Origin of the sequence: Lacticigenium naphthae DSM 19658 (genome assembly GCF_000425865.1) — a bacterium.
GTDB classification, from domain to species: Bacteria; Bacillota; Bacilli; order Lactobacillales; family Carnobacteriaceae_A; genus Lacticigenium; species Lacticigenium naphthae.
Genome location: NZ_AUEG01000010.1, coordinates 1 through 24,774, shown reverse-complemented (window position 1 = coordinate 24,774; position 24,774 = coordinate 1). Strand labels below are relative to the sequence as shown.

31 protein-coding genes are annotated in these 24,774 nt (G+C 40.4%); 28 read left to right on the top strand and 3 right to left on the bottom strand.

Features of this window, described 5'->3' with window-relative positions:
• Positions 1–13 precede the first annotated feature (13 nt).
• From rplR to H626_RS0107040, 19 genes are all read left to right on the top strand, one after another.
• Positions 14–370 carry a 50S ribosomal protein L18 gene (gene rplR, locus H626_RS0107130; protein ID WP_027108744.1) on the top strand — a complete coding sequence of 119 codons (357 nt, stop codon included), beginning with the start codon at positions 14–16 and terminating at the stop codon, positions 368–370.
• 21 nt (positions 371–391) lie between these two features.
• A complete protein-coding gene (rpsE, locus tag H626_RS0107125) occupies positions 392–892 on the top strand; it encodes a 30S ribosomal protein S5 (RefSeq protein WP_027108743.1) in 501 nt (166 codons plus the stop codon).
• A gap of 14 nt (positions 893–906) precedes the next feature.
• Positions 907–1,086 carry a 50S ribosomal protein L30 gene (gene rpmD, locus H626_RS0107120; RefSeq protein WP_027108742.1) on the top strand — a complete coding sequence of 60 codons (180 nt, stop codon included), beginning with the start codon at positions 907–909 and terminating at the stop codon, positions 1,084–1,086.
• Between the two features lie 35 nt (positions 1,087–1,121).
• Complete coding sequence (rplO, locus tag H626_RS0107115) at positions 1,122–1,562, top strand: 50S ribosomal protein L15 (protein WP_027108741.1); 441 nt, start codon at positions 1,122–1,124, stop codon at positions 1,560–1,562.
• On the top strand, positions 1,562–2,854 hold the full coding sequence (secY, locus tag H626_RS0107110; RefSeq protein WP_027108740.1) for a preprotein translocase subunit SecY: 1,293 nt from the start codon (positions 1,562–1,564) through the stop codon (positions 2,852–2,854). The genes rplO and secY overlap by 1 nt, the downstream gene beginning before the upstream one ends.
• Before the next feature lie 61 nt (positions 2,855–2,915).
• A complete protein-coding gene (locus tag H626_RS0107105) occupies positions 2,916–3,569 on the top strand; it encodes an adenylate kinase (protein WP_027108739.1) in 654 nt (217 codons plus the stop codon).
• Between the two features lie 190 nt (positions 3,570–3,759).
• Complete coding sequence (infA, locus tag H626_RS0107100; RefSeq protein ID WP_027108738.1) at positions 3,760–3,978, top strand: translation initiation factor IF-1; 219 nt, start codon at positions 3,760–3,762, stop codon at positions 3,976–3,978.
• A 37-nt stretch (positions 3,979–4,015) separates the two neighbouring features.
• Positions 4,016–4,129, top strand: a complete 114-nt coding sequence (gene rpmJ / locus H626_RS0107095; RefSeq protein ID WP_027108737.1) for a 50S ribosomal protein L36 — start codon at positions 4,016–4,018, stop codon at positions 4,127–4,129.
• Positions 4,130–4,163: 34 nt separating this feature from the next.
• Positions 4,164–4,529: a 30S ribosomal protein S13 gene (gene rpsM / locus H626_RS0107090; RefSeq protein WP_027108736.1), complete on the top strand. Its 366-nt coding sequence runs from the start codon at positions 4,164–4,166 to the stop codon at positions 4,527–4,529.
• 32 nt (positions 4,530–4,561) lie between these two features.
• Complete coding sequence (gene rpsK, locus H626_RS0107085) at positions 4,562–4,951, top strand: 30S ribosomal protein S11 (protein ID WP_027108735.1); 390 nt, start codon at positions 4,562–4,564, stop codon at positions 4,949–4,951.
• Positions 4,952–5,034: 83 nt separating this feature from the next.
• The gene (locus tag H626_RS0107080) at positions 5,035–5,979 is read left to right on the top strand and encodes a DNA-directed RNA polymerase subunit alpha (RefSeq protein WP_027108734.1); all 945 of its coding nucleotides are present in this window, start codon (positions 5,035–5,037) and stop codon (positions 5,977–5,979) included.
• A gap of 27 nt (positions 5,980–6,006) precedes the next feature.
• Complete coding sequence (gene rplQ / locus H626_RS0107075; protein ID WP_027108733.1) at positions 6,007–6,414, top strand: 50S ribosomal protein L17; 408 nt, start codon at positions 6,007–6,009, stop codon at positions 6,412–6,414.
• A 363-nt stretch (positions 6,415–6,777) separates the two neighbouring features.
• Complete coding sequence (locus H626_RS0107070) at positions 6,778–7,617, top strand: energy-coupling factor ABC transporter ATP-binding protein (protein WP_027108732.1); 840 nt, start codon at positions 6,778–6,780, stop codon at positions 7,615–7,617.
• Positions 7,593–8,495, top strand: coding sequence for an energy-coupling factor ABC transporter ATP-binding protein (locus H626_RS0107065; RefSeq protein WP_027108731.1), 903 nt, complete (start codon positions 7,593–7,595; stop codon positions 8,493–8,495). The genes H626_RS0107070 and H626_RS0107065 overlap by 25 nt, the downstream gene beginning before the upstream one ends.
• Complete coding sequence (locus H626_RS0107060; RefSeq protein WP_027108730.1) at positions 8,492–9,289, top strand: energy-coupling factor transporter transmembrane component T family protein; 798 nt, start codon at positions 8,492–8,494, stop codon at positions 9,287–9,289. The genes H626_RS0107065 and H626_RS0107060 overlap by 4 nt, the downstream gene beginning before the upstream one ends.
• Before the next feature lie 100 nt (positions 9,290–9,389).
• A complete protein-coding gene (gene truA / locus H626_RS0107055) occupies positions 9,390–10,154 on the top strand; it encodes a tRNA pseudouridine(38-40) synthase TruA (protein WP_027108729.1) in 765 nt (254 codons plus the stop codon).
• Positions 10,155–10,280: 126 nt separating this feature from the next.
• Positions 10,281–10,814 (top strand): hypothetical protein, encoded by a 534-nt coding sequence (locus H626_RS0107050; protein ID WP_027108728.1) that lies wholly within the window; start codon positions 10,281–10,283, stop codon positions 10,812–10,814.
• Between the two features lie 132 nt (positions 10,815–10,946).
• Positions 10,947–11,630: a response regulator transcription factor gene (locus H626_RS0107045; RefSeq protein WP_027108727.1), complete on the top strand. Its 684-nt coding sequence runs from the start codon at positions 10,947–10,949 to the stop codon at positions 11,628–11,630.
• On the top strand, positions 11,627–13,006 hold the full coding sequence (locus H626_RS0107040; RefSeq protein WP_027108726.1) for a sensor histidine kinase: 1,380 nt from the start codon (positions 11,627–11,629) through the stop codon (positions 13,004–13,006). The genes H626_RS0107045 and H626_RS0107040 overlap by 4 nt, the downstream gene beginning before the upstream one ends.
• A 373-nt stretch (positions 13,007–13,379) precedes the next feature.
• On the opposite strand, the gene H626_RS0107035 is transcribed toward H626_RS0107040, so the two are convergent.
• Positions 13,380–14,570 (bottom strand): coenzyme F420-0:L-glutamate ligase, encoded by a 1,191-nt coding sequence (locus tag H626_RS0107035; RefSeq protein WP_027108725.1) that lies wholly within the window; start codon positions 14,568–14,570, stop codon positions 13,380–13,382.
• 364 nt (positions 14,571–14,934) lie between these two features.
• Here H626_RS0107035 and H626_RS0107030 point away from each other — a divergent pair, with 364 nt between their 5' ends.
• The 5 genes from H626_RS0107030 to H626_RS0107010 all read left to right on the top strand — a co-directional run bounded on the left by H626_RS0107030 (position 14,935) and on the right by H626_RS0107010 (position 18,661).
• Positions 14,935–15,867, top strand: a complete 933-nt coding sequence (locus tag H626_RS0107030; protein ID WP_027108724.1) for an ABC transporter ATP-binding protein — start codon at positions 14,935–14,937, stop codon at positions 15,865–15,867.
• Positions 15,864–16,688 carry an ABC transporter permease gene (locus H626_RS0107025; protein WP_027108723.1) on the top strand — a complete coding sequence of 275 codons (825 nt, stop codon included), beginning with the start codon at positions 15,864–15,866 and terminating at the stop codon, positions 16,686–16,688. The genes H626_RS0107030 and H626_RS0107025 overlap by 4 nt, the downstream gene beginning before the upstream one ends.
• 194 nt (positions 16,689–16,882) lie before the next feature.
• Positions 16,883–17,326: a 50S ribosomal protein L13 gene (gene rplM / locus H626_RS0107020; protein ID WP_027108722.1), complete on the top strand. Its 444-nt coding sequence runs from the start codon at positions 16,883–16,885 to the stop codon at positions 17,324–17,326.
• 13 nt (positions 17,327–17,339) lie between these two features.
• Positions 17,340–17,732, top strand: coding sequence for a 30S ribosomal protein S9 (gene rpsI / locus H626_RS0107015; RefSeq protein WP_027108721.1), 393 nt, complete (start codon positions 17,340–17,342; stop codon positions 17,730–17,732).
• A 299-nt stretch (positions 17,733–18,031) separates the two neighbouring features.
• Positions 18,032–18,661, top strand: a complete 630-nt coding sequence (locus tag H626_RS0107010; protein ID WP_027108720.1) for a nitroreductase family protein — start codon at positions 18,032–18,034, stop codon at positions 18,659–18,661.
• Positions 18,662–18,983: 322 nt separating this feature from the next.
• Here H626_RS0107010 and mnmH read toward each other — a convergent pair whose 3' ends face one another.
• Both mnmH and selD read right to left on the bottom strand, forming a co-directional pair.
• Positions 18,984–20,033 carry a tRNA 2-selenouridine(34) synthase MnmH gene (gene mnmH / locus H626_RS10875; protein ID WP_035618908.1) on the bottom strand — a complete coding sequence of 350 codons (1,050 nt, stop codon included), beginning with the start codon at positions 20,031–20,033 and terminating at the stop codon, positions 18,984–18,986.
• Positions 20,034–20,047: 14 nt separating this feature from the next.
• Positions 20,048–21,088 carry a selenide, water dikinase SelD gene (selD, locus tag H626_RS0107000; RefSeq protein ID WP_027108719.1) on the bottom strand — a complete coding sequence of 347 codons (1,041 nt, stop codon included), beginning with the start codon at positions 21,086–21,088 and terminating at the stop codon, positions 20,048–20,050.
• A 572-nt stretch (positions 21,089–21,660) separates the two neighbouring features.
• Between selD and H626_RS11710 the strand changes: the two genes are divergently transcribed.
• From H626_RS11710 to H626_RS0106980, 4 genes are all read left to right on the top strand, one after another.
• A complete protein-coding gene (locus tag H626_RS11710) occupies positions 21,661–21,792 on the top strand; it encodes a hypothetical protein (protein WP_035618905.1) in 132 nt (43 codons plus the stop codon).
• Between the two features lie 629 nt (positions 21,793–22,421).
• Positions 22,422–23,180, top strand: a complete 759-nt coding sequence (locus H626_RS0106990) for an SDR family NAD(P)-dependent oxidoreductase (protein ID WP_027108718.1) — start codon at positions 22,422–22,424, stop codon at positions 23,178–23,180.
• Between the two features lie 330 nt (positions 23,181–23,510).
• Complete coding sequence (locus H626_RS0106985) at positions 23,511–24,029, top strand: YehS family protein (RefSeq protein WP_027108717.1); 519 nt, start codon at positions 23,511–23,513, stop codon at positions 24,027–24,029.
• A 161-nt stretch (positions 24,030–24,190) separates the two neighbouring features.
• Positions 24,191–24,400 carry a hypothetical protein gene (locus H626_RS0106980; protein WP_027108716.1) on the top strand — a complete coding sequence of 70 codons (210 nt, stop codon included), beginning with the start codon at positions 24,191–24,193 and terminating at the stop codon, positions 24,398–24,400.
• Positions 24,401–24,774: the final 374 nt, after the last annotated feature.

The following is a 24,774-nucleotide window of genomic DNA, read 5'->3' as shown; positions in this document are numbered from 1 at the left end:
AGAGGTGACAATTGTGATTTCAAAACCAGATAAAAACAAACTGCGTCAAAAAAGACATGGTCGTGTACGTAAAAATCTTTCTGGTACTGCTGAGTGCCCACGCTTGAATGTATTTCGTTCAAATAAACATATCTACGCTCAATTGATTGATGACGTAGCGGGTGTGACGCTCGCAAGTGCATCTACATTAGATAAAGAAGTTTCAGGTGAGTCTAAAGTGGACCAAGCAAGTGCTGTAGGTAATTTAGTTGCAGAACGTGCAAAAGGAAACAAAATCATTAAAGTAGTTTTCGATCGTGGAGGCTATCAATACCACGGGAGAGTGAAAGCTTTAGCTGAAGCTGCTCGTGAAAATGGATTAGACTTTTAAGAAAAGGAGGAGAATCTTTACATGACTTATATTGACCCATCAAGACTTGACTTAGAAGATCGTGTGGTTACTATCAACCGTGTTACTAAAGTTGTTAAAGGTGGACGTCGTCTACGTTTCGCAGCACTAGTTGTGGTTGGAGACAAAAATGGACACGTTGGATTTGGAACAGGTAAAGCCCAAGAAGTTCCTGAAGCTATTCGTAAAGCTATCGAAGCAGCTAAGAAAAATCTTGTTCAAGTACCTATGGTCGGAACATCTATTCCGCATGAAGCAATCGGACGTCATGGTGGCGGAAGAATCATCATGAAACCTGCTGTAGCCGGTTCTGGAGTTTCTGCTGGTGGACCAGTTCGTGCCGTACTAGAATTAGCTGGTGTTCAAGATATATCCAGTAAATCTATCGGTTCTAGCTCTCCAATTAACATGATCCGCGCAACATTTAATGGTATCAGCCAATTAAAACGTGCGGAAGACATTGCAAAACTTCGCGGGAAAACTGTTGAAGAATTACTTGGATAAGGAGATCGAAAAAAATGGCTAATTTAGAAATTACTTTAAAACGTAGTCTGATCGGTCGTACTCAGTCTCAACGCGATGTGGTTACAAATTTAGGATTGAGAAAAATCAATTCTAAAGCTGTACAACCAGACAACGAAGCAGTGAGAGGTATGATCAACAAAGTTTCACATTTAGTAAACGTAAAAGAAGTTTAATAGTATTAAGATTATTTTAAGGAGGTGCCAAGCTTATGAAACTCCATGAATTAAAACCTGCAGAAGGTTCTCGTAAAAAACGTAACCGTGTTGGTCGCGGAACTTCTTCTGGTAACGGAAAAACTTCTGGACGTGGACAAAAAGGTCAAAAAGCCCGTTCAGGTGGTGGCGTACGCTTAGGATTTGAAGGTGGACAAACACCATTGTTCCAAACTTTACCTAAACGTGGGTTTACTAACATTAACCGCAAAGAATATTCGATCATTAATTTAGATACATTGAATCGCTTTGAAGAAAGTTCTGAAGTGACTCCTGCTTTACTTGTTGAACAAGGAATCATTAAGAACGAAAAATCTGGAATCAAAGTCCTTGCAAGAGGAAAAGTTGATCGTAAATTAACGGTTAAAGCTCATAAATTCTCTCAAGCAGCAAAAGAAGCAATTGAAGCTGCTGGTGGAACTACCGAGGTGATTTAATGATCAGACTGTTGAAGGACGCTTTTAAAGAAACAGATATTAGAAGCAGGATCTTGTTTACCTTAGGCATTTTAGTTGTCTTTCGATTAGGTACTCATGTTACTGTTCCTGGTGTTGATGCTAGTGCTTTAGAAAATTTGTCCGGAACTGGTCTGTTCAATTTGCTTGATACTTTTGGTGGTGGTGCACTGAGTAGTTATTCTATATTTGCTCTTGGTGTTTCGCCATATATCACTTCTTCCATTGTTGTCCAACTTTTACAGATGGATATTATTCCGAAGTTTAAAGAATGGGCTGAACAAGGTGAAGTTGGTCGTAGAAAACTGAATCAAGCAACCCGTTACCTGACAATTGTATTAGCATTTGTTCAGGCAATTGGGATATCCTATGGTTTTAATGCTTTAACAGGTCTTGGCTTAGTTCGTGATCCGGGAGTTAGCACTTACTTATCCATTGCAGTTGTTTTAACAGCTGGAACGATGTTTGTAGTGTGGCTCGGAGAACAAATTACTGTCCACGGATTTGGAAATGGGACATCATTAATTATCTTTTCAGGAATAATTGCACGTTTGCCTTCTGATATTATGACTTTTTATAGTACACAGATCCGTAATGCGGGTGATGAATTATTAGGAGCTATCCTTTTCTCAATTGTTATTGTAATTGGAGTCGTGCTTCTTGTAGTTTTAGTAACGTACGTGGAAAATGCACGTCGGAACATTCCTGTTCAGTATACAAAACGTGTTGCTAGTTCTAAGCAGGGAGCTTTATTACCTTTGAAAGTGAATTCTGCTGGGGTGATTCCGGTCATCTTTGCTAGTTCATTTTTAATGACACCTCAAATTATTCTTGGGTATTTTGCTCAAGGGAGTGCTGATACTGCTTGGTATCAATTACTTAATTCAGTCTTTAATTTAGAAGAGCCTCTAGGGGCCGTATTTTATACTGTTTTAATTGTTGTATTCACTTACTTCTACGCATTTATTCAGGTCAATCCTGAAAAAGTTGCTGAGAACTTGCAAAAACAAGGTGGATATATACCAAGTGTCCGTCCTGGGAAACCAACGGAAGATTTCGTCAGTAAGTTACTTGTACGTTTAAGCACGGTTGGAGCGATTTACTTAAGTAGTATCTCTCTGATCCCCATCATTGCATCAAATATATGGAATCTTCCATCATCTGTTGCTTTAGGTGGTACAAGTCTACTTATCGTTGTCGGTGTCGCACTTGATTCGATGAGACAATTAGAAGGATTATTGAGTAAGAAAAGTTACCAAGGCTTTATTCAATAAGAAGGCAGTGTTGAGGAACGCCTCAGCACGTGCATTCTGCCAATTTAAGGGAGGAACTCAAATGAACCTTATTTTAATGGGATTACCCGGAGCTGGTAAAGGGACACAAGCCGCACGAATTGTTGATGAATATTCTATTCCTCATATTTCTACTGGAGATATGTTCCGTGCAGCAATTAAAAACGAAACAGCTTTAGGACTCGAAGCAAAAAAATTCATGGATGCCGGTGAATTAGTTCCAGATGAAGTCACAAATGGAATTGTTAAAGAACGGCTTCAAGAAGCTGATACAAAAAATGGATTTCTTTTAGACGGATATCCGCGCACATTGAACCAAGCCAATGCATTGGAAACAAATCTTGCTAGCTTGAACAAATCTCTGGACGCAGTTATCTACATTGAAGTAAGTAAAGATATTTTAATGGAACGTTTAACTGGCCGTTATATTTGCTCAAATTGTGGAGCAACGTATCACAAAATCAATCAAACAACAAAAGTTGAAGGTGTATGTGACCGTTGTGGTGGAACTGATTTCTATCAAAGAGACGATGACAAACCAGAAACTGTTGAGAATAGAATTAAAGTCAACGAAGAATTGACACAAAAATTGTTGTCATTTTATTCTGAACGCGGAATAGTGCACACGGTGGATGGTGAAGAAGATCCAGAAGACGTTTATACTAATATCCAAAACATCTTGGCTACAGAAAAATAATTCTTCGGTTTATCTATACTTCCATAGGCTGTTTTAATCGAAATTTGCTATTTTTAAACGTGTGTGGTACAATTTTTCGAGCGCCAGTTTTATGGTCGCCGAACGTACAATAAAAAAAATAGTATGTGAGGGCACTAGCGCTCACGATTTATTGCGTAAAGAAAAGCAGTGAAAAAGGAGGAGACCAAGAGTGGCTAAAGACGATGTAATTGAGATTGAGGGAAAAGTCTTGGAAACTTTGCCAAATGCAATGTTTCGAGTTGAACTTGAAAACGGGCATGAAGTCCTCGCACACGTTTCCGGAAAGATTCGCATGAACTATATACGTATTTTACCTGGAGATAAAGTGACTGTAGAGTTATCACCTTATGATTTAACTCGCGGACGTATCACTTACCGTTTCAAATAACACTTGACTCCGCTAATGAATGAGGAGGGGAATTTTCATGAAAGTAAGACCATCAGTTAAAAAAATGTGTGACAAATGTAAAGTTATCCGCCGTAAAGGCCGCGTTATGGTGATTTGCGAAAATCCCAAGCATAAACAACGTCAAGGTTAACTTGAGTAATTAATTAACAGGAGGTGCAAAAAATATGGCTCGTATAGCAGGTGTGGATATTCCACGTGACAAACATATCGTCATTTCATTAACCTACATCTATGGTATCGGTAAAACAAGCGCTCAAGAAATTTTAAATAGAGCGGGAGTTGAAGAAGAAACGCGTGTTCGCGAATTAACTAACGATCAATTAGATGCTATTCGTTCTGAAGTAGATAAGCTAAAAGTTGAAGGAGATCTTCGTCGTGAAGTGAACCAAAACGTTAAACGCTTAATCGAAATCGGATCTTACAGAGGTTTACGTCACCGTCGCGGATTACCGGTTCGTGGTCAAAATACCAAGAACAATGCGCGTACTCGTAAAGGTAGACCAACAGCAATCGCTGGTAAGAAAAAATAATTAAAACTAATTAAGTAGGGAGGTAAACCTTCATGGTAAAAAAAGGTCAAACTCGTAAACGTCGAGTAAAGAAGAATATTGAACACGGTGTTGCTCATATTCGTTCAACGTTCAATAATACAATCGTTATGATTACCGATGTGCACGGAAACGCTATTTCTTGGTCTTCAGCTGGATCATTAGGATTCAGAGGTTCAAGAAAATCCACTCCATTTGCTGCCCAGATGGCTGCTGAAGCTGCTGCTAAAGGCGGAATGGAAAACGGCATGAAATCTGTAGAAGTTGCTGTTAAAGGACCAGGTTCTGGACGTGAAGCTGCAATTCGTTCACTTCAAGCAACTGGTTTAGAAGTTACAGCTATTCGTGACGTAACTCCTGTTCCGCATAATGGCTGCCGTCCTCCTAAACGTCGTCGCGTTTAAAAGAGAACGAACCATTTTAATATTGTTGCAGGCTTGCATGCCACCGCGTGAGTACACGTTTTTGAAAGGGGTAAATTGACAGGATGATCGAAATTGAAAAACCAAATATAGATACAGTTGAGATCAGTAAAGATGCCAAATATGGCAAGTTTGTTGTCGAACCGCTTGAACGCGGATATGGAACTACGTTGGGGAATTCTCTTCGTCGTATTCTACTATCATCCCTGCCGGGTGCTGCTGTCACGACTTTACAAATCGATGGTGTATTGCATGAATTTACTGCCATTGATGGAGTAGTTGAAGATGTGACTGCGATTATTCTAAATCTAAAAAAATTAGCACTCAAATTGTATTCAGAAGATGAAAAAACTATTGAAATCGATATTGAAGGTCCGGCTGTAGTTACAGCGGCTGATATAATCTACGATAGTGATGTAGAAATCATGAATCCTGATTTATATATCTGTACAGTTTCCGAAGGTGGACATTTCCATGCCCGCATGACTGCTAAAAAAGGCAGAGGATATGTACGCGCTGAACACAACAAACATGATGATATGCCAATTGGTGTTCTACCAATTGATTCTATCTATACACCAGTTAGTCGCGTGAATTATCAAGTAGAAAACACTCTTGTAGGGGAAAAACAACAGTTTGATAAACTTACATTAGATGTATGGACAGATGGTTCTATCGCTCCTGAAGAAGGAGTCAGCTTGGCTGCTAAAATCATGACTGAACATTTGAATATCTTCGTTAATTTGACCGAACAAGCACGAGATGCTGAAATCATGGTTGAAAAAGAAGAAACGCAAAAAGAAAAAATGCTTGAAATGACAATCGAAGAACTTGATCTTTCCGTACGTTCATACAACTGCTTGAAGCGTGCTGGAATTAATACGGTTCAAGAATTGACAAATAAAACAGAACCAGAGATGATGAAAGTTCGTAATTTAGGACGCAAGTCTTTGGAAGAAGTAAAACTCAAGTTGGCTGAACTCGATTTAGGTTTAAGTCAAGAAGACTAATTTCGAGAACAAGGGAGGATATGTACAATGGGTTACCGTAAATTAGGACGCACAAGCTCACAACGTAAAGCGATGCTTCGTGATTTAACTTCTGATTTGATCATCAACGAACGCATTATTACGACCGTAACACGTGCGAAAGAAGTTAGTTCACTTGCTGACAAAATGGTCACACTTGCTAAACGTGGAGATTTACATGCACGTCGTCAAGCTGCACAATTTGTTCGTAATGAATTAGCAACTGTTGAAGAAAATGATGAAGAAATCATCGTACAAACTGTTTTACAAAAGTTATTCAATGACTTAGGACCACGTTTTAACGAACGTAAAGGCGGATACACTCGCGTGTTGAAAACTGGACCTCGTCGTGGAGATGGCGCACCAATGGCTGTATTAGAGTTTGTTGATGGACCACTTGCTTCTACTGAAGCGTAAAAACTTCGCAAAAATAATATAAATAGCAACAATGTGAATCACTTTTTGAATGAAAGAGTGTTATGATGTTGGTCTGACGACCGAGTCTAGCTCTAACTCTCCCTAAAAGCAAAGCTTTTTGGGGAGAGCTAATTCATTACAAGGTGTTTTTTTATTCGTAAGAATACACAGTTTCCGTGCACCTTTATCCGATTGTGATAGGGGTGCTTTTTTATAGATTCATATGCTATTTTCTTAAGTAACAACAGATGTGTCAATAGAGCAAATACATAGGAAGGGCAATCTATTCTCTTTCTATTGTTCTTTCACGGTTTTTTTGGTAGTCTAGTAACGATTGAATACTATAAAATAGAGGAATGTCTAATGGATAATATAATTACATTAAATAATATTATGTTTCGTTATTTGGAAGAAGAAGAGCGTCCTGCTCTAAACGGGATCTCTTTGTCTATTGAACGGGGAGAATGGGTAGCCATCATTGGTCCCAATGGTTCCGGGAAATCTACATTAGCGAAAACAATCAATGGATTGATCGAACCAGATACTGGGGAAGTCACTGTGAGTGGCTTGCTTTTGAATGAAGAAAATATATGGGACATACGGGCAAAAGTAGGGATGGTCTTTCAAAATCCTGACAATCAGTTTGTAGGCTCCACTGTGGAAGACGATGTCGCATTCGGATTAGAGAATCAGGGAATTCCTCGTGAAGAAATGCAAAGACGAATTCGTTATGCATTGGATAAAGTCCAAATGACCGATTTTGCAGATAGAGAACCGGCTCGCCTTTCGGGTGGCCAAAAGCAACGCGTCGCGATAGCTGGAATTGTTGCTTTGCAACCTGAAATCATTATTTTAGATGAAGCAACGAGTATGCTGGATCCCAAAGGAAGAAATGAAGTATTAAGCACAGTCAAAGACGTCAAGAAACGGGAAAATTTGTCTGTCTTGTCTATCACGCATGATATAGATGAAGCCGCAGCGGCTAATCGTGTCTTAGTGATACAAGAAGGAAAAGTAGTCCGTGAAGGAACGCCTGAAGAAATTTTTTCTTATGGCGAACAATTGATTGAAATGGGATTGGATTTACCTTTCCCAGAGAGACTAAAAGCTTCGTTGAAAAAAGAGGGCTTAGATGTCCCGAACGAGTATTTGACTGAAGAAGGGATGGTTGACTTTTTATGGACATTACATTCCGAGATGTAGGCTATACGTACCAAAAAGGGACTCCCTTTGAAAGTAAAGCCCTATACGATATTCAGTTGTCTATCAAAGACGGAAGTTATACTGCTATTGTCGGTCATACGGGAAGTGGAAAGTCCACTATCTTGCAACACCTCAATGCCCTGAGGAAACCTACAGAAGGTAGCGTTCAAATTGGGGATCGTACGATTACGCCAACAACAGACAACAAGAATCTAAAAGGATTAAGGAAAAAGGTCGGGATCGTATTTCAGTTCCCAGAAGCCCAGTTGTTTGAAGAAACCGTTGGAAAAGATATTGCTTTTGGTCCGAAGAATTTTGGCGTGGGTGAAGCGGAAGCGGAAGCCATCACCAAACGGATACTGCCACTAGTCGGATTGGACGAAACGTTTTTAGACCGCTCGCCGTTCGATTTATCAGGCGGACAAATGCGAAGAGTCGCTATTGCTGGTGTATTGGCATTGGAGCCGGAGGTCCTGGTTTTAGATGAACCAACGGCAGGATTAGATCCCCAGGGACGAAAAGATATCATGGACGTGTTCTATCGCTTACACAAAGACCAGGGGCTTACGATCGTCCTCGTGACACATCAGATGGATGACGTAGCGGATTATGCTGATCACATGATCGTTTTGGAATCGGGGACCGTTAAAAAAGAAGGACACCCAAGAGAGATATTTCAACAAGCCGAATGGTTAGAATCGAAACAACTCGGAGTACCTGCTGCTGTGAAATTTGCCAATACGATTCAAAAAAAATTCGGGTGGGAATTCAAGCAATTACCCCTGACAACTGATGAATTGGCAAAAGAAATTGCCGTATTTATGAAAACCCACAAGCAAAAAGGGTCAAAGGGAAGAGCGGAAGGTGATTCCTTATGATGGAAAAGCTGATTTTTGGACGCTATATCCCAGGGGATTCCTTTGTTCACCGCTTAGATCCACGCACAAAACTTCTGGGGGCAATCAGTTTTATTGTGATTATTTTCCTCGCGAATAATTGGCTTACGTATGGTGTTTTAGCTTTATTTACGTTACTGGCTATTTATTTATCTGGAATCGACCGGAATTTTTTTGTGAATGGAGTTCGCCCTTTGATTTGGCTGATTTTATTTACGGTAGTGTTGCAAGTGCTCTTTACTGGAGGAGAGACCGTTTATGTGGACTGGGGCCCGTTAGTGATTTCTAAAGAAGGATTGATCAATGGGGTCTATATTTTTGTCCGGTTTATATTGATCATCTTTATGTCTACGTTATTGACACTGACAACTATGCCGTTGTCTTTAACGGATGCTATTGAATTTTTATTGCGTCCATTTGCAGCCATGAAAATGCCGGTACATGAAATCGCGTTGATGTTGTCGATAGCGTTACGCTTTGTCCCAACGCTAATGGATGAAACGGAAAAAATCATGAATGCCCAACGCGCCCGCGGGATCGATTTTGGTCAAGGAAATGTTTTTGAACAAATGAAGTCCATTGTTCCGCTGCTGATCCCATTGTTCGTCAGTTCATTTAATCGAGCAGAAGAACTAGCTACGGCTATGGAAGCCAGAGGCTATAAAGGTGGCGAGGGACGTTCACGCTATCGTCAGCTCTTATGGACCCAAAAAGACACGCTCGTGATGGTTTCGTTTGGTTTGTTGGCTGTAATGCTCTATATCTTAAAAGCTTAAATACAAAGGCTGTAGCCACTCTGCTGCTGCCTTTTTCAATTCAGGGGAGTGTTCAGCAGTTCGAACGTGACCCGCTGGTTTATTTTGGAAGGAGAAATACATGGAAACTGTACGGTACAAATTTTTACTGAGTTACGATGGCACTGAATTTTCTGGTTTCCAGTTTCAGCCGGATCGCTACACGATTCAAGGTGAGATCGAAGCGGCCTTGATGAAAATGACAAAAGGGATTTTTGTGCGGATCCATGGAGCTGGACGAACAGATGCGGGTGTACACGCTAGAGCGCAGGTGATCCACTTTGATTATCCGCAATATTTAGCTGTGGATGCGATGCAACGGGCATTGAATACGTTAACGAGTGATGCGTTGGCTTTTTTTGCGGGGGAAATAGTGGATCCTTCTTTTCATGCTCGATTTTGTGCGAAAGGAAAGCAATATGTCTACCGGGTAGATAACTCCCTTGTAGCTAATCCATTCACACAGCGGTATACACATCATCATCCTTACCAGATGGACAAAGAACAAGTGGATAAAGCGTTGAGCTATTTTGTGGGCGAACATGACTTCACCACGTTCTCTTCTACACGGGCAGAAACGGATAATCGTGTGCGAACGATTTATGAAGCAAAGTGTCGGATCGATGAAGACACAAATGAATGGATCTTTACTTTTAGAGGAAATGGCTTTCTCTACAATATGATCCGTATCATTATGGGAACGGTTTTGCAAGTGAGCGATGGGAGACGGCCGCTGGAAGATATCCCGCGTATATTAGAAGCGAAAGATCGGAATCTAGCCGGGCCTACGGGATCGCCAAAAGGCTTGCGCATGGAAGAAGTTTATTACACAACTGAATCTAAGTGAAAAAAGGAGTGGGACTCGATCGATGAGTTCTACTCTTTTTACTTTATGTAGAAGTTTTTTCTAAAATCCATTATTTCTCCATATTTGTTTTCTATACTGTAGATAAGATAGAAGGAGGAGATTTAAATGAAAAACAATAATAAAAGAAAAGCAACGGTATTGAGTATTCTCGGTTTAACTGCAGTCGGTGCTTTCGCATTGCGCATGGATGATTCTGTATTGGCTGATGAGGCAGATGCAACAGGGTTTAACCCCGGGGACTGTATCCAAGAATTTGGAGCTGGATTTGCTAGAGGCGGTCAACAGATCACAGATCAAGAACGTCAACAATTGATGGAAGAAAATAATATTTCAGAAGAAGAATGGCAAGAAAGAATGACTACGCGTCAAGGAAATGGCATGATGCAGGGCGGTCGTGGATTTAGAGGAAGCGAAGAAGGAAAAGGTTCTGCTAATGGTCCGCGCTTTGGAGAAGATGGTCAATTTGGTGGAATGATGGGTGGTCGTTTTGCTGATGGTGAATCTCCTGAGATGAGCGAGGAAGACTATGAAGAATGGATCGAAGAAAGAGATGCATTCAGACAAGAAAGAATACAGGAAGTTCACCCTGATTGGAATCCACTTGAAGAAGAAGCGGTAGAAGAAGATACGAACGAATAAGAGAAACACAAAAGGAAATGGATATGGGCAATAGAAAGCGCGGCGAAGATTTTTCGTTGCATGTGTAGTAAACTAAAAGTATCGATCAGCGCGGAAGTGAGCTGAAATTTTAGTCAGTCAGAAGGGATGCACATGAAAGTTTTGGCGGTAGACGATGAACGATCGATTTTGGATATTGTGGCTGCTTATCTGGAGAAAAGTGGCCATGAAGTCATACGGGCAGAGAATGGAGAAGCAGCACTGGAGCAGTTTTATTTTCAAGACATTGATTTTGTTGTCTTGGACATCATGCTTCCAGATTTATCGGGTTGGGAAATTTGCGAAAAAATCCGCCTGTCCTCCACTGTACCGATCATATTGTTGACGGCAAAATCGACAGAAGCAGATGTTGTCAAAGGCTTAAAAATGGGCGCCGATGATTATATCGTCAAACCCTTCAGTCCCAAAGAATTAATGGCTCGGATCGAAACCGTTTCGCGTCGATTTAATCCAGCAAATGGCGTAGAAAAATGGTCATTTCACAATGATAAATTAATTATTTTTCCCAAGACACAGGAAGTGAAAGTCGAGGGCGACGCTGTTTCCTTAACCACAACAGAGTTCCGCCTCCTCAAAACGATGGCTTCTCACCCTCAGCAAGTATTCACACGCGAACAACTGCTGGAATCCATTAAAGGATTGGAAGCCAGTGCCTTGGACCGTGTGATCGATTCGCATATCAAAAACATGCGGGCGAAACTAGAAAAAAATCCGAAAAAGCCACACTATATACTAACCGTTCACGGAACAGGTTATCGATTTGGAGGAGACCAATGAAAAAGCAGCGTACTTTATTTCAAACGCTTTTTACTCTTTTCTTAGGAGGAGTGGCTCTCCTCCTTTTTTTATTTAGCTTCGTCACGTTGACCTTAACGGAAAACCGCTTTGATACCTATCTGACCGAGCGGATGGCCAGCGAACGGGATACGTTGATACAAGAACTGGAAGCAGCTTACTTAGAAAATGATGAATGGAACGAAGACACACTCGAAGCGATGAATTGGGGCGGGATGCAAGCACAAGTGCTGTTCACCCTGTACTCCCCAGCAGGCGAAGAAATCTATGATCAGACCGAAAGTATGATGAACGGACGCGGAATGGGCATGATGCAAGGCAGCAATCGTCTCGCAACAAGTGAAGACTGGTTAGAAGAAGAGATCCCACTGACAGTGGACGGTGAAACGATCGGGACTGTAGCTCTTCGCTACCCCGGTGTCATCAATTATAGCCAAGAAGAAGAACAGTTTCTCGACGACTTACTATTCATTCTTGTGGGAATGAGTGTCGTAGCTTTAGGGATTGCTGGCATCGTAGCTTATCAAATGTCTAAGCGCATCAGTCAGCCGCTTATAGAGACCAGCCGCATCACGCAATCCATCGCTGATGGACACTACGAGCAGCGGTTAGCTGAAAATGAATCCATCAGGGAACTAGCGGTGCTGAAAGAAAATGTCAATCAACTAGCAGAACAACTGGCACTCCAAAAAGCGATCCGCAATCAATTGACTTCGGATCTGGCTCATGAGGTGCGTACCCCCTTGACCACGCTGCAAGGTACTATCGAAGCGATGATAGATGGCGTATGGGAAGTGACGCCGGACCGGTTAGCAATTCTGAACCGGGAAGTACAGCGACTTGCCCGTCTGATCCAGACCATTGATCAACTGGATGATGTGGAACAGGAGCGCGAGGCGTTACAATTAGAAGCGACCGATCTATTTGAACTGGCGAAAAAAACCGTTGAACTATTCAGTATTCAAGCGGAGCAAAAAGGTGTCCAGTTGACGGCCACGGGTCCGCCGGTCACAGTGCCTGGTGATGCAGATAAACTGAGTCAAGTCTTGACCAACCTCGTGAACAATGCCCTGAAGTTTACCGGCAGCGGTGGGAAAATCCAAGTGGCTGTAGTGGATAAAGCATCCGAAGTGCAGGTACAGGTAACAGATACGGGCGTAGGCATCAACCCGAGCGATCAGAAAAAGATTTTTGAACGCTTCTACCAATCCGATCCTTCGCGTAATAGCACACAAGAGGGACAGGGCATCGGGCTCGCAGTTGCCCAAAGCATTGTGCTGGCACATGGTGGTAGGATCACAGTAGAAAGCCAAGAAGGAAAAGGCGCCACCTTCACTGTGACTTTGTCGAAAAAATAGAAGAAAAAAAGACAACCCCAGCCCATTTTCTGGCTGGGGCTGTCTTTTTTAATCGATCAAAAGATCGACTCGATTTATCATCAGAAGTTTAGTGAATATATCCGGAACCTTCTGATGATAACGTACGTAACTTCAGAAGTAACCAGTGTTTTTGGAAAAACTCCTTTAGATTCATAGCTGATCTAAAGGAGTTTTGTCTAAATCCTGTTCAACTCCTGAAGATTCTAGACTAAAACGTATCGATGCATCCGATAGAACGTACTAATCCGAGTTCCTAAGTGCAGAACAAAGTACAGCCTACCCATTGTGCAATGGGTAGGCTGTACTTTGTTTCTACAGAGATCAGACCGGTCTGACCCTGCTTTTCTTTTCATTAATGGGTGAAGTTGTCAAAGTATCCTTGGATATAAATGATGGGTGTCCCTTTGTCGCCACTCCCAGAAGTTAAATCGGACAATGAACCGATCAAGTCAGTCAATTTACGCGGTGTAGTTCCTTGCGCTTCCATATGGCCCACTAAATCGGCATCCTTGTTTTGAATATGAGAATAAATTGCTTGTTTCAATTCTTCGCCACGTAAAGCAGCGAAATTATTATCGGCTAAATATTTCAGTTTTACTTCATTCGGTGTTCCTTCTAGTCCAATAGTATAGGCAGGAGAAACAACTGGATCAGCAAGCTCCCAAATCTGACCGACAGGATCTTTGAATGCACCGTCACCATAGACCATGACATCCACAACTTTTCCTGTTTTTTCAAACAATGTTTTTTGGATCGCATCCACCATCGGCTGACATTCATTCGGAAAGAGTTTGATTGTTTCTTCTGTTGCCTTGTTTGATCCCAAGAGGCCGAAATCTTTGTTGTGGCCGCTTCCGTCTATAGATGCAGATAAGATGTCATCTAAACCATAAACAGTCTCTGCGCCTGCTTTTTTCAAGATTCGTTTTGTACGATGCCGTGAATGGATATCAGAAGTCAAGACATGGGAAGTATAGTCTAAAATCGTTGTGGCTTGATTAGAAAAGATCACTTCACAAGTAGCGCCTTCGCCCTCGATCAGTTCTTTATAGAATTCAATGTAATCCACGCCCGTGAACGTATGTTTTTGATAACCGAAATGCTTCCGGAAATCGGCTTCCGTTAAGGTATCTATCCAAGGATTGATGCCTTTTTCATCCAATTCATCTAAAGTGACCAATTGATTGCCCACTTCATCAGCCGGATAACTCAACATCAAGACAACATGTTTAGCCCCACGTGCGATGCCGCTAAGAATATTTGAAAAACGGTTTCGACTGAGTACGGGGAAAATGACCCCAACAGTACCGTCTGGATATTTTGCCTGAACATCTTTTGCGATGGCGTCTAGAGAAGCATAGTTCCCTTGAGCGCGTGCCACAATAGATTCCGTGATGGTTACAATATCCCGATCCTGAATGGAAAATCCATCGACTTCTGCTGCACGGAGGACGGTATCGACTACGATTTCTTCAATCGAATCCCCTTCATTGATTATCGGGCTACGTAATCCACGTGTGACTGTTCCTACTACTCTTTCCAAATTGATCTCTCCTATATATATCATTTTTATCGCTCATTCTTTTGGTTAACATATATGAAAACCACTAATCTAGTATACCTACAGGATGATACCGTGTAAAATAAATAAGGATGATTTACCCATTTTTTTGTTAAATGTTCGTGTTTTTTAACGAGCCCCCGATTTTTTGAAGCACGCAACACGGAACAAACAGGGAAATTCCAAAAAACAATAAGATTCGCTATACTTATATTATTCTAAAACAACCCAAAGAGAATCCGCTTGTCAAAAAACTCAGAGGATACATTGCATAGATTTTTTTGAATGAGCAGCTGATGGATCACAGTGACTAGGTTGATGCGCACAACAAAGAGGAGAAGAGATCATGGACCCGATTATTGAAGTGAAGAACTATACTAAAAAATATGGTGAGTTTACAGCAGTAGATGCTATCTCTTTTGAAGTTGCAGAAGGCAGTATCTTTGCCTTTCTGGGACCGAATGGAGCGGGCAAAAGCACGACGATCAATACATTGTGCACGATGATGGAGAAGACAGCCGGCACCTTGTTGATCGATGGGAAAGATGTTTCAAAAGAAAAAGATGAAGTCCGCAAAGCCATCGGGGTAGTTTTTCAGTCACAGACACTAGATGAAAAAATGACGGTGAATGAAAACTTGAAGATGCATTGTGTGTTCTACAGCGTCCCCAAACAAGAGGTCAAAGAGCGGATCAGTTTTGTATTGACCCTTGTCGATCTGCTTGATTGGCAACACAAAAGCGTGTCCAGTCTGTCAGGTGGGATGAAGAGACGCGTTGAAATTGCTCGCGCGCTGTTGCATTATCCAAAAGTTCTCTTTTTAGACGAACCGACGAGCGGTTTAGATCCGCAAACACGAAATAGGATGTGGGAATACATTACCAGACTCCAAAAAGAAAAAAACATCACCATATTTTTGACGACACATTATATGGATGAAGCAGAAATTTGTGATCACGTGGCCATCATGGATAATGGGAAGATCAGGGTAAACGATACACCGGAGAACTTGAAACGGCGGTACACAAAAGATAAAGCCATCGTGAAAGTAAGCAATCCGGATACTTTTGAAGCAGCGTTGAAAAGAGCAGACTATTCATATAAAAAAGAAAAAGGGACTTTTCATATCGCTATCGCTAGCGATGCTATTCAAGAGTTTCTGAAGTTTATTGAACAATTCAAAAATAAAATAAACGATTTGGAGATCAAAAAAGGGACACTGAATGATGTTTTCCTAGAAATCACAGGTAAAGAAATAAGAGAGGAGGTCTCAGAATGAGAACGATCACTGCCCTATGGCTAAGAAATATCAGAGGATTCGTTCGTGACCGGGTGAAACTCGTCACGTCTTTGGTCATTCCATTCTTCTTTCTTTACGTTTTCAACTCCATTTTTAAAACAGATCAAGTAGAAGATCCCATCGCTTTTCTACTTGCAGGAATCATTGTAGCAACGGTGTTCCAAACCTCTTTGAATATTGCCACCTCAACGATCGATGATACTGTTTCAGGGTATATGAAAGAGATCCTGGTGAGTCCGACTAGCCGTTTCCAAGTGGCCCTAGGACAAATTTTGTCAGCTGCCACAATAGCGACCACACAAGGCATTTTGATTTTGATCCTCGGTTTCTTCACCGGCTTGAGCTTTGACTATTGGTATACTCTTATTTATGTCTTACTGGCATTGATGCTGGTCGGCTTGGTTTTTTCTGGGCTAGGATTATTCTTAGCTTCGATGGTGAAAAGCTCTTCCACATTTCAAGTCGTCCAACAGGCTGTCGTGCTGCCTTTTACTTTCTTATCCGGAGCGTATATTCCGCTTGCTCTTTTGCCGGAAGTTCTACGTATGGTTGCGTACTTCAATCCCATGACATATACAACTGCTTTTTTTAGAACCATCATGCTGGAAAAGGGCGGATTGAGTCAAACTGAATGGATAGAACTGGGCTTGGCTTTCGATTTCAATGGCTTCATAGTAACACCTTGGATGAGTGGACTCATCATGACAGCTTTTGGCGCTTTGTTTTTATCCTTGGCGACGAACTCCTTTGTCCATGCAGATTTCAATAAAATATCGCGCAATCCATTAAGTGGAAGATAGAGAGAATATTTAATCCTCTCACTTTAAGCGGGCACTTTTGGAGAATCAGTGTTTTATAAAAAAAGAGAAATCAATTATTGACTTTTTGACCTATTCGAGGTAACATGGTAAATGGTATTGTTTGCCACCATGATAAGCCCCGGAAACTTGTTGTGTAACAAACAAACAGATAAAAAGTAATGGAGGAAAACATCGTGCGTACAACTTATATGGCTAAACCTAGCGAAATCGAACGTAAATGGTATGTAGTAGACGCTACTGACATCCCAATGGGACGTTTATCAACTGTCGTTGCATCTATCTTACGTGGTAAAAATAAACCAATGTTCACACCACATATTGACACTGGTGACAATGTAATTGTTATCAATGCTGAAAAAATCAAATTAACAGGTAAAAAAGCTAGTGATAAGATCTATTCTCATCACACTGGATTCCCAGGCGGTTTGAAACAAGTATCAGCTGGTACTTTACGTGCTCAAAAACCTGAGAGATTAATCGAAATGTCTACTAAAGGCATGTTACCTAAAAACACTTTAGGTCGTGCTCAAGGCATGAAATTACACGTATTTGCTGGACCTGAACACAATCACCAAGCTCAGCAACCAGAAGTCTTAGACATCACAAACTTGATTTAAGGAGGGAAATTCATTGGCTAAAGTACAATATTTCGGCACAGGCCGTCGTAAAAACTCATCAGCTCGCGTAATCTTAACACCAGGAACTGGTAAAATCGTTATGAATGGAAAAGATATCACAGAATATATTCCATTCCCTTATTTACATGTAGTGGTTAAACAACCTTTAGCAGCTACAGATACTTTAGAAAGCTACGACATCCGCGTAAACGTACAAGGTGGCGGATTTACAGGACAAGCTGGAGCAGCTCGTCATGGTATCGCTCGTGCTTTATTACAAGTAGATCCAGAATTCCGTGGCGCTTTGAAAGAAGCAGGTCTCTTAACACGTGACCCACGTATGAAAGAACGTAAAAAACCAGGTCTTAAAAAAGCTCGTAAAGCACCACAATTCTCAAAACGTTAATTTGTTATTCTATCAATATTTCAAGACACTTTCCTTTTTGGAAGGTGTCTTTTTTTAGTGTATCCGACATCGTGATAACTTGGTAGTGAAACTCCACTACAGTCTTGGCGATAGGGACTGTTAGTGAATGACAAGGGTGTCCGTTGTGAGAAGGAATCTAAAGGATCTCTGATGCAAAAGCTCACGGATTGAGAAGATATGGATTGCATAAGGAGTTACAAACTATTATTTATGATAGAATGAACTTCAAAAGACAACATAAAAATATTGACTAAGTCTATTTAACGAGGAGATATACTATGTTAAAAAATAACGATTTTTCAGATGTCACTTTAGGGCGAAGAACTATACGAGTGTACAATGAGGATGTTAAAATCCCCCGTGAAGAGATGCTTGAAATGATTCAAAAAGCAACAAGAGCTCCGTCATCATTGAATTTGCAGCCTTGGCGGTTTGTCGTGGTGGACAGTGTGGAAGGGAAAGCAAAGTTACGGCCTTTGGTTCGATGGAATACGAGACAAAACGATACGTCATCAGCGATGATTTTAATATTCGGGGATTTGCAGTGTTATGAATACGGAGAAGAAATCTATGATAAAGCAGTGGAAGAAGGAAAAATGTCAAAACAAGAGAGAGATGAGCAGCTGGCTGAAATCATCCCTCAATATAAAAGTTTCAATAAAGAGAAGATGAAAAAGGCAGTGAGACTTGATTCTAATTTAGCCGCTATGCAGTTCATGTTAATTGCACGAAGCCACGGCTATGATACAAATCCAATCGGTGGATTTGAATACGATCAGTTAGCAGAGGCGTTCGATTTAGACAAAGAACGCTATGTGCCAGTCCTTATTCTATCCGTTGGTAAGGCAGCGGAAACAGTGGAAGAAACCGTGCGACTAGATGCAGAACGATTCACCACTTTTAAATAACATCCTGGTTATCCATCAGAAAAAAAGGCTATCAAGAGGTTACGATCACTAGAGGTTTGAATTCGAATCTCTCTGGGTTTTATTTTTAACACTGTAATTATCTAATTCTTTATACCTGTTTCTAAGCCAACTACAATTAGGCCAGTAAAAGTGGTCTGTCGTTCTTCACTTGTTTTCTAATAGTAACAAAAGGACGTTAGTGAGATTTTGTCTCGCTAACGTCCCTAATTGTAAAACCTTTAGTTTCCCAGTATGATTGAGGAATGAGCTGTTTTGCGAACCGAGACAATTAAATATAAGCACAGAAACACTAGGGATGGTCTTAATAAAGGAGCCTATTATGAATTGAATGTTTAGACGAAAGAAATTGTTTTACTTTTTCTTTCGCGTCTTCTACTGAGAGTGCATCAATTGGTGTAATCAGGTTTTCTGAACAAGTGGTCGAATAAGTGTACCGCGGATCATAATAATATAGTAACAGGTTCTCGACAACGGCAGGATAATCTCTGTTTACAAGTGCCTGTTCCGTCGCGTGCGCCACAGGTGTGTGGATACGACGCTTGATCAATCTAAATGATTCAACGAACTGATTGTGATAGTCTTGAGGCGAATAATCCACTAAAATATTCCGTACCCTCTCAGCTATAGGAAGGTTAAGAAACAACTGAGGACTTGTTTCTTTATGTTGATAGAAGCGATCGGGAATGATGACTTTGCCGATTCGTGAGCTTTCTCCCTCAAGGAGTATGAATGGTTCATCTTTATATTTTATCAAAGCTTCACCTAGCAGCAGATCGAACGTTCGTTGATTGCTTGGTTCGAGACCAATATGACCAAAAATCGAACCGCGATGATTGGCCATGCCCTCCAAATCAATGACAGGATAGCCTTCTTCCTTCAGCTGGTGAAGAATATGTGTCTTCCCGTTTCCTGTATGTCCGTTTAAGACAATCAGGGGTGGCAAATAGAGTGTATTAAGCTGTTCTATATTCCATTCATGATAAGCTTTGATGCCGCCAGTTAAACGGCTAATCGGAATATCCATTAAATCCACAACTGATGCCGCTGTTTTACTTCGCATACCACCACGCCAGCAGAACACAGTGATAGGAGTCTTTAATTGGCTAAATTCTTCGATGAAGGCAGGGAGCTTTTTGGAGAAAATTTCTAGCCCAACATTCTTTGCCATTTCCTGTCCTTCATGCTTATAGGCTGTTCCGACAGTCGCCCGCTCGTTATTTGAAAAAAGAGGAATGTTGATTGCTCCGGGAATCGTTGCTTCTTCAAATTCTTTTGGTGAACGCACATCGACAATGGTGTGGCCCTTTTGTTTCAGTTGAAAGAGAGTAGCTGGTGTGACATCTGTAAACATAATCGAGTCCTTTCTTACTTAACGTATATGTGACCAGTATCGCCGACTGTAACTTCTCCGATCATTTTCGCATCGATGCCTTCAGCATTAAGTGATTCGAGCAGTGCTGAGGAATCCTTTTTTCCAATAGACAGTAGCAGACCGCCGGAAGTTACAGCATCTGCTAGAATGATCCGGGAGATATCATCCAAGTGTTCATCAAAATGAACAGATTCTTGCACATGTTTCAGATTGTTTCTGGAACCTCCGGGAATAACGCCTTGCTCAGCCAATTCTCTGACACGCGGCAAGATGGGGACAGCGTCTATGTTAATAGTAATCGCTTGATGGCTTTCGGTTGCCATTTCAGTCAAGTGACCCAAAAGACCAAAGCCGGTAATATCTGTACAAGCATGCACGTCAAAGTCTTTCATAACTTCTGCCGCTTTTTTATTTAAGAAGGCCATGACTTTTGTGACGCGGTTTATTTCTTCTTCAGATAGTAAACCGTTTTTGATTGCGGTCGTTGAAATCCCTACACCAATAGGTTTTGTGAGAATCAGTTTATCACCTTTTTCTGCGCCGGCATTGGTCAAGATACGATCTGGATGAATCGTTCCAGTGACGGAAAGACCGAATTTAGGTTCCTGGTCATCGATTGAGTGACCACCGACGAGGCTACAGTTTGCTTCCTGCACTTTGTCGCTAGCGCCGCGTAAGATTTCTGTCAAGATTGCTTTATCCAAGTTGAAAATGGGAAAAGCAACGATGTTCAGTGCTGTGATCGGTGTGCCCCCCATTGCGTATACATCACTTAGGGCATTCGCGGCTGCAATCTGACCAAAATCATATGGATCATCAACGATTGGAGTGAAGAAATCGAGCGTCTGAACAATAGCAAGGTCATTTGTTAATTTATAGACGCCTGCATCATCCCCGGTATCTAAACCGACTAGCAAATTGGGGTTTTTTTTCTGTGTTGGAAGAGCATGAAGGACCTCATGTAATTCCGTCGGGCCGATCTTGCAACCGCAGCCGCCTTTTGTAGTCAGAGTAGTTAGTTTAACTTGCTTCATGTATTCATCCTTCTTTCATTAAATTGCTTTACTTTACTATTCTATTTTAACACGCAATTTTTTGTTCTGTTATAGGATAAAGGATTTCTTTTTTTAGTTATATTTATCTAACGATGCTAATCCATTTTCATGAAATATATCAGTGGGTAGTGATAAATGCAGCAAAGATTGGCTAGCTCAAGAGAAAATAATAATGAGTGATGCTAAATAGGACCAACCTCAGCTAAATCAATGAAAAGAATCAGGAATAAGATCTGATAAGGATTCGAGTAGGGTTATGCGCCTAATCTTTCATTAAGAAGGAACTATAATTTTGAATAATAGTGAGTCATAGCAGTGTAATTTTACTGTTTCCAGAAAGGTCCAATATCTGTGGTCGTACATAGATGTGTCAATAGTATTAAAAGTGTTATCTAAAAAAGTAGCTTTCAACACGCAAAAAATATATACTGGATTGCACTATATATTTTAAAATATATAGTAGAAATATTTTCTTTTTTGAAAGAATAGCTAGAAACAATTTCATATGGTACACTATGCAAAGAAAGTGGCTCGTAAAGGTGGAATGAGAAATGAATTCAAAAGAAAAAATGCTAGAGATAATTAAAAAGAAAAAAGTTGGCGGCGGAAAATCTATACAAACCGACACGCCGAAAAATGACCGCAAGAACATGCGAAAAGGTCCACATATTTATATCAAGTAAGCCGATTTGAAAAAATTCTCAATAAATAGAATTTCGTAGAGTTTTGTAAGAAGGAGCTCTTTTAACACATGGCTCGCGTACGAGAGAACGTAAATAGCCAGGTTTGAAAAAAAGCCCGTAAAGCACCACGAATCTAAAAACAGCATGAACCATAATGAAAAGAGAGTCAGTGAGTTTTTCTCACTGACTTTCTTTTTTTACTCCCTTTTTTATAGATCAACACCTAGGGTTAAAATTTGTAAATTGAAGGACCCTTTTTTAAAAGCAATATAAGTATAATATTACTACTTCGATTCTTTTTTAGTATCAGCACTGTAAATTTATTGACTATGGAATACACACATTTTTTTGAACAAGGTAACTTAATAGTGAAAATTGTCAGCAAAATCTTAAAGAAGAATGCTATTTTCTACTTTAAGTAAAATACGCTCCTAACTAAATGAAAAGACAAAAGAATATTTCTTTTCGTCAACCTCCCAATAAAAGATATGATTGATGGTGTAAAAAATAAATGAGAAGAACTAGCGAGACCTGACCAGATTATTATCCGTTCTAATTGAAAACGTTTTATTTTAAATGTTTGCTTTGTATGCTAAGCTATAGTTATCATATACGAAAGGTGTGGAGATATGGGATCATTACAAAACAAAGTAGCAATAGTTACAGGAGCTGCTCAAGGTCTGGGCACTAAAATCGTCGAATTATTTATCAATGAAGGAGCTACGGTTGTTGGTATAGACATTCAAGAAGATAAAATAAAGCAAGCAATGGAGCAATTTGGCGACAATGCCAGAGGAAAGGTATTAGACATTTCTAATGATGGAGCCTGGCAAGAATTGATCAACGAAACAGTAGAGGAATTCGGGAAATTAGATATCTTGGTCAATAATGCTTCAATCATGTCAAGAAAAGGTATTCTAGAATTGAGTGGCGAAGAATACATGAATGTTCATTCTGTAAATTCGCTTGGGACTTTCTTAGGGATTAAATATGCAATTCCTAAGATGCAAGAAAATGGCTCAGGTTCAATTGTTAACATTTCTTCAATTGGAGCTTTGGCTTCAGGTGCAGCAGATGGGGGAGACGCAGCTTATGGTGCTTCTAAAGGAAGTGTAACCGCGTTAACACGACATGTTGCTCATTATTTTGCCAAAGATAATATTAGAGCGAATTCGGTTCACCCAGGTGGCATCCAGACTGACATGCTTCAAGAAGTTTTTGATGCTAATCCAGAACTTTGGGAGAAAAACAAAGAAAATTCGCCTTTACCAAATCATATCTCTGACGCAGAAGATATTGCAAATGGAGTAGTCTTCTTAGCCAGTGATAAAGCAAGAACGATTACTGGTGAACAGTTGGTAATCGATAATGGATACATGACACATTAAAATCCACATATAAAAGAATCCCCTCTAAAGTAAACATTTTAGAGAGGGTTCTTTTTTTATCATCGATTCAAGCTGATATTGTCAAGTTGAATGGATTGAAATGGAGCGATCAAGTGCACCTCCTTACTAACTTAGAGTGAAATTTTTATGATAATGGTGGTGAGTAAAGTGAATACAAATGAGAAAATGCTAGAGGTAATTAAAAAGAAAAAAGTAGGGGTAAATATTTAATCAATGCAGAATTCATTTTATATTGAAGTATATTATCGGTATAATGTATAAAGAAATCATACAATTGATAAACTGTATGTCAGGAAGGTGTTAAACATAATGAATAATAATGACCGATTGCTACGTCTGCGCTATGCGCTAGATTTAAAGGATTCAGAAGTGGTAGATATTTTTAAATTAGGGGAAATGGATATTTCGCTAGATGAAGTTCGTCAGCTCTTTTCTAAACAACAGGAAAAGCAAGAGAAGGAAGAGGATGAATTCTCCGAAAATATTTACAATAAGGATTTAACAGATAAAATGCTGGAATCTTTTTTGAATGGATTGATTGTCTATAAAAGAGGGCATCAAAAATCAAAAACTGGTGAACCGATGCCAATGACTTTTTCGCTGAAAAACCATAAAGATGTCAATAACATTTTGCTGAAAAAAGTTAAAATAGCCTTACTTCTTAAAAATGAAGACGTGTTAGATATTCTGAATGAAGTCGACGTAAATCTATCAAAAGGAGAGTTAAGTGCTGTACTGAGAAAAGAAAATCACCGCAATTATCAAGAATGCGGTGACAGATATGCACGGAACTTCCTTAAAGGATTAGCCTTGAGATATAGAGACTAAGCTACTGTTCTTAAATAGAGCAGTGTGCGAATTGACACATTCTATCTGTTTAATTGTATGCTAGCTCGTGCTATAATGAAGAACTTAAGAGAAATGAGATTTGAAATAAGGACGGATGCCAACAAGTCTCCGCTTTTTGCTAAATATGGAGGTGTAAGAGAATGAACAAACGCTGGACGATCGAAAAAATCAATGATTTTGTAGAGAAAAATTCAGACAGTAAGTTATTATCCACTGAATATCATGGCTTTTCTCAAAAGTTAGAATTTGAATGTGCCTGTGGAAACAAGTTCGAAAAAACATTTACAAAATTTAAAAATAAAAACCAACGCAAATGCGATGTGTGCCAACCACCAAAAGAATCACGCTAAGCTGATAGCTTAGAATGAATAAAGAAGATGCCGATTTCTCAAAAAGAGAAGTCGGCATTATTTGGTGCGCCCGGCATGGGCGACAACTTGGTGGTGAAAGTCCACTACAGACTTGGCAGTAGGAACTGTTAGCGAAAGTCAAGGGTGTCCGCCGTGAGGCGGAATCTGAAGGAAGACGGACGCAAATGCTTGCACTGACGAACAGAAACTTCATACAAAGGCTGAATCAGGACGGATGAGCTTGCCAAACAAAGCGAAGTCCGATACTGCCCGAATCCTGTACAGTAAATGGAGCAGTGACATGAGCAGAAGGTTGTCGTTCTTACCCGGGGAGGTCTCGTCAGCGCTTAGTAGTAACAACGAATGGCGAGAAG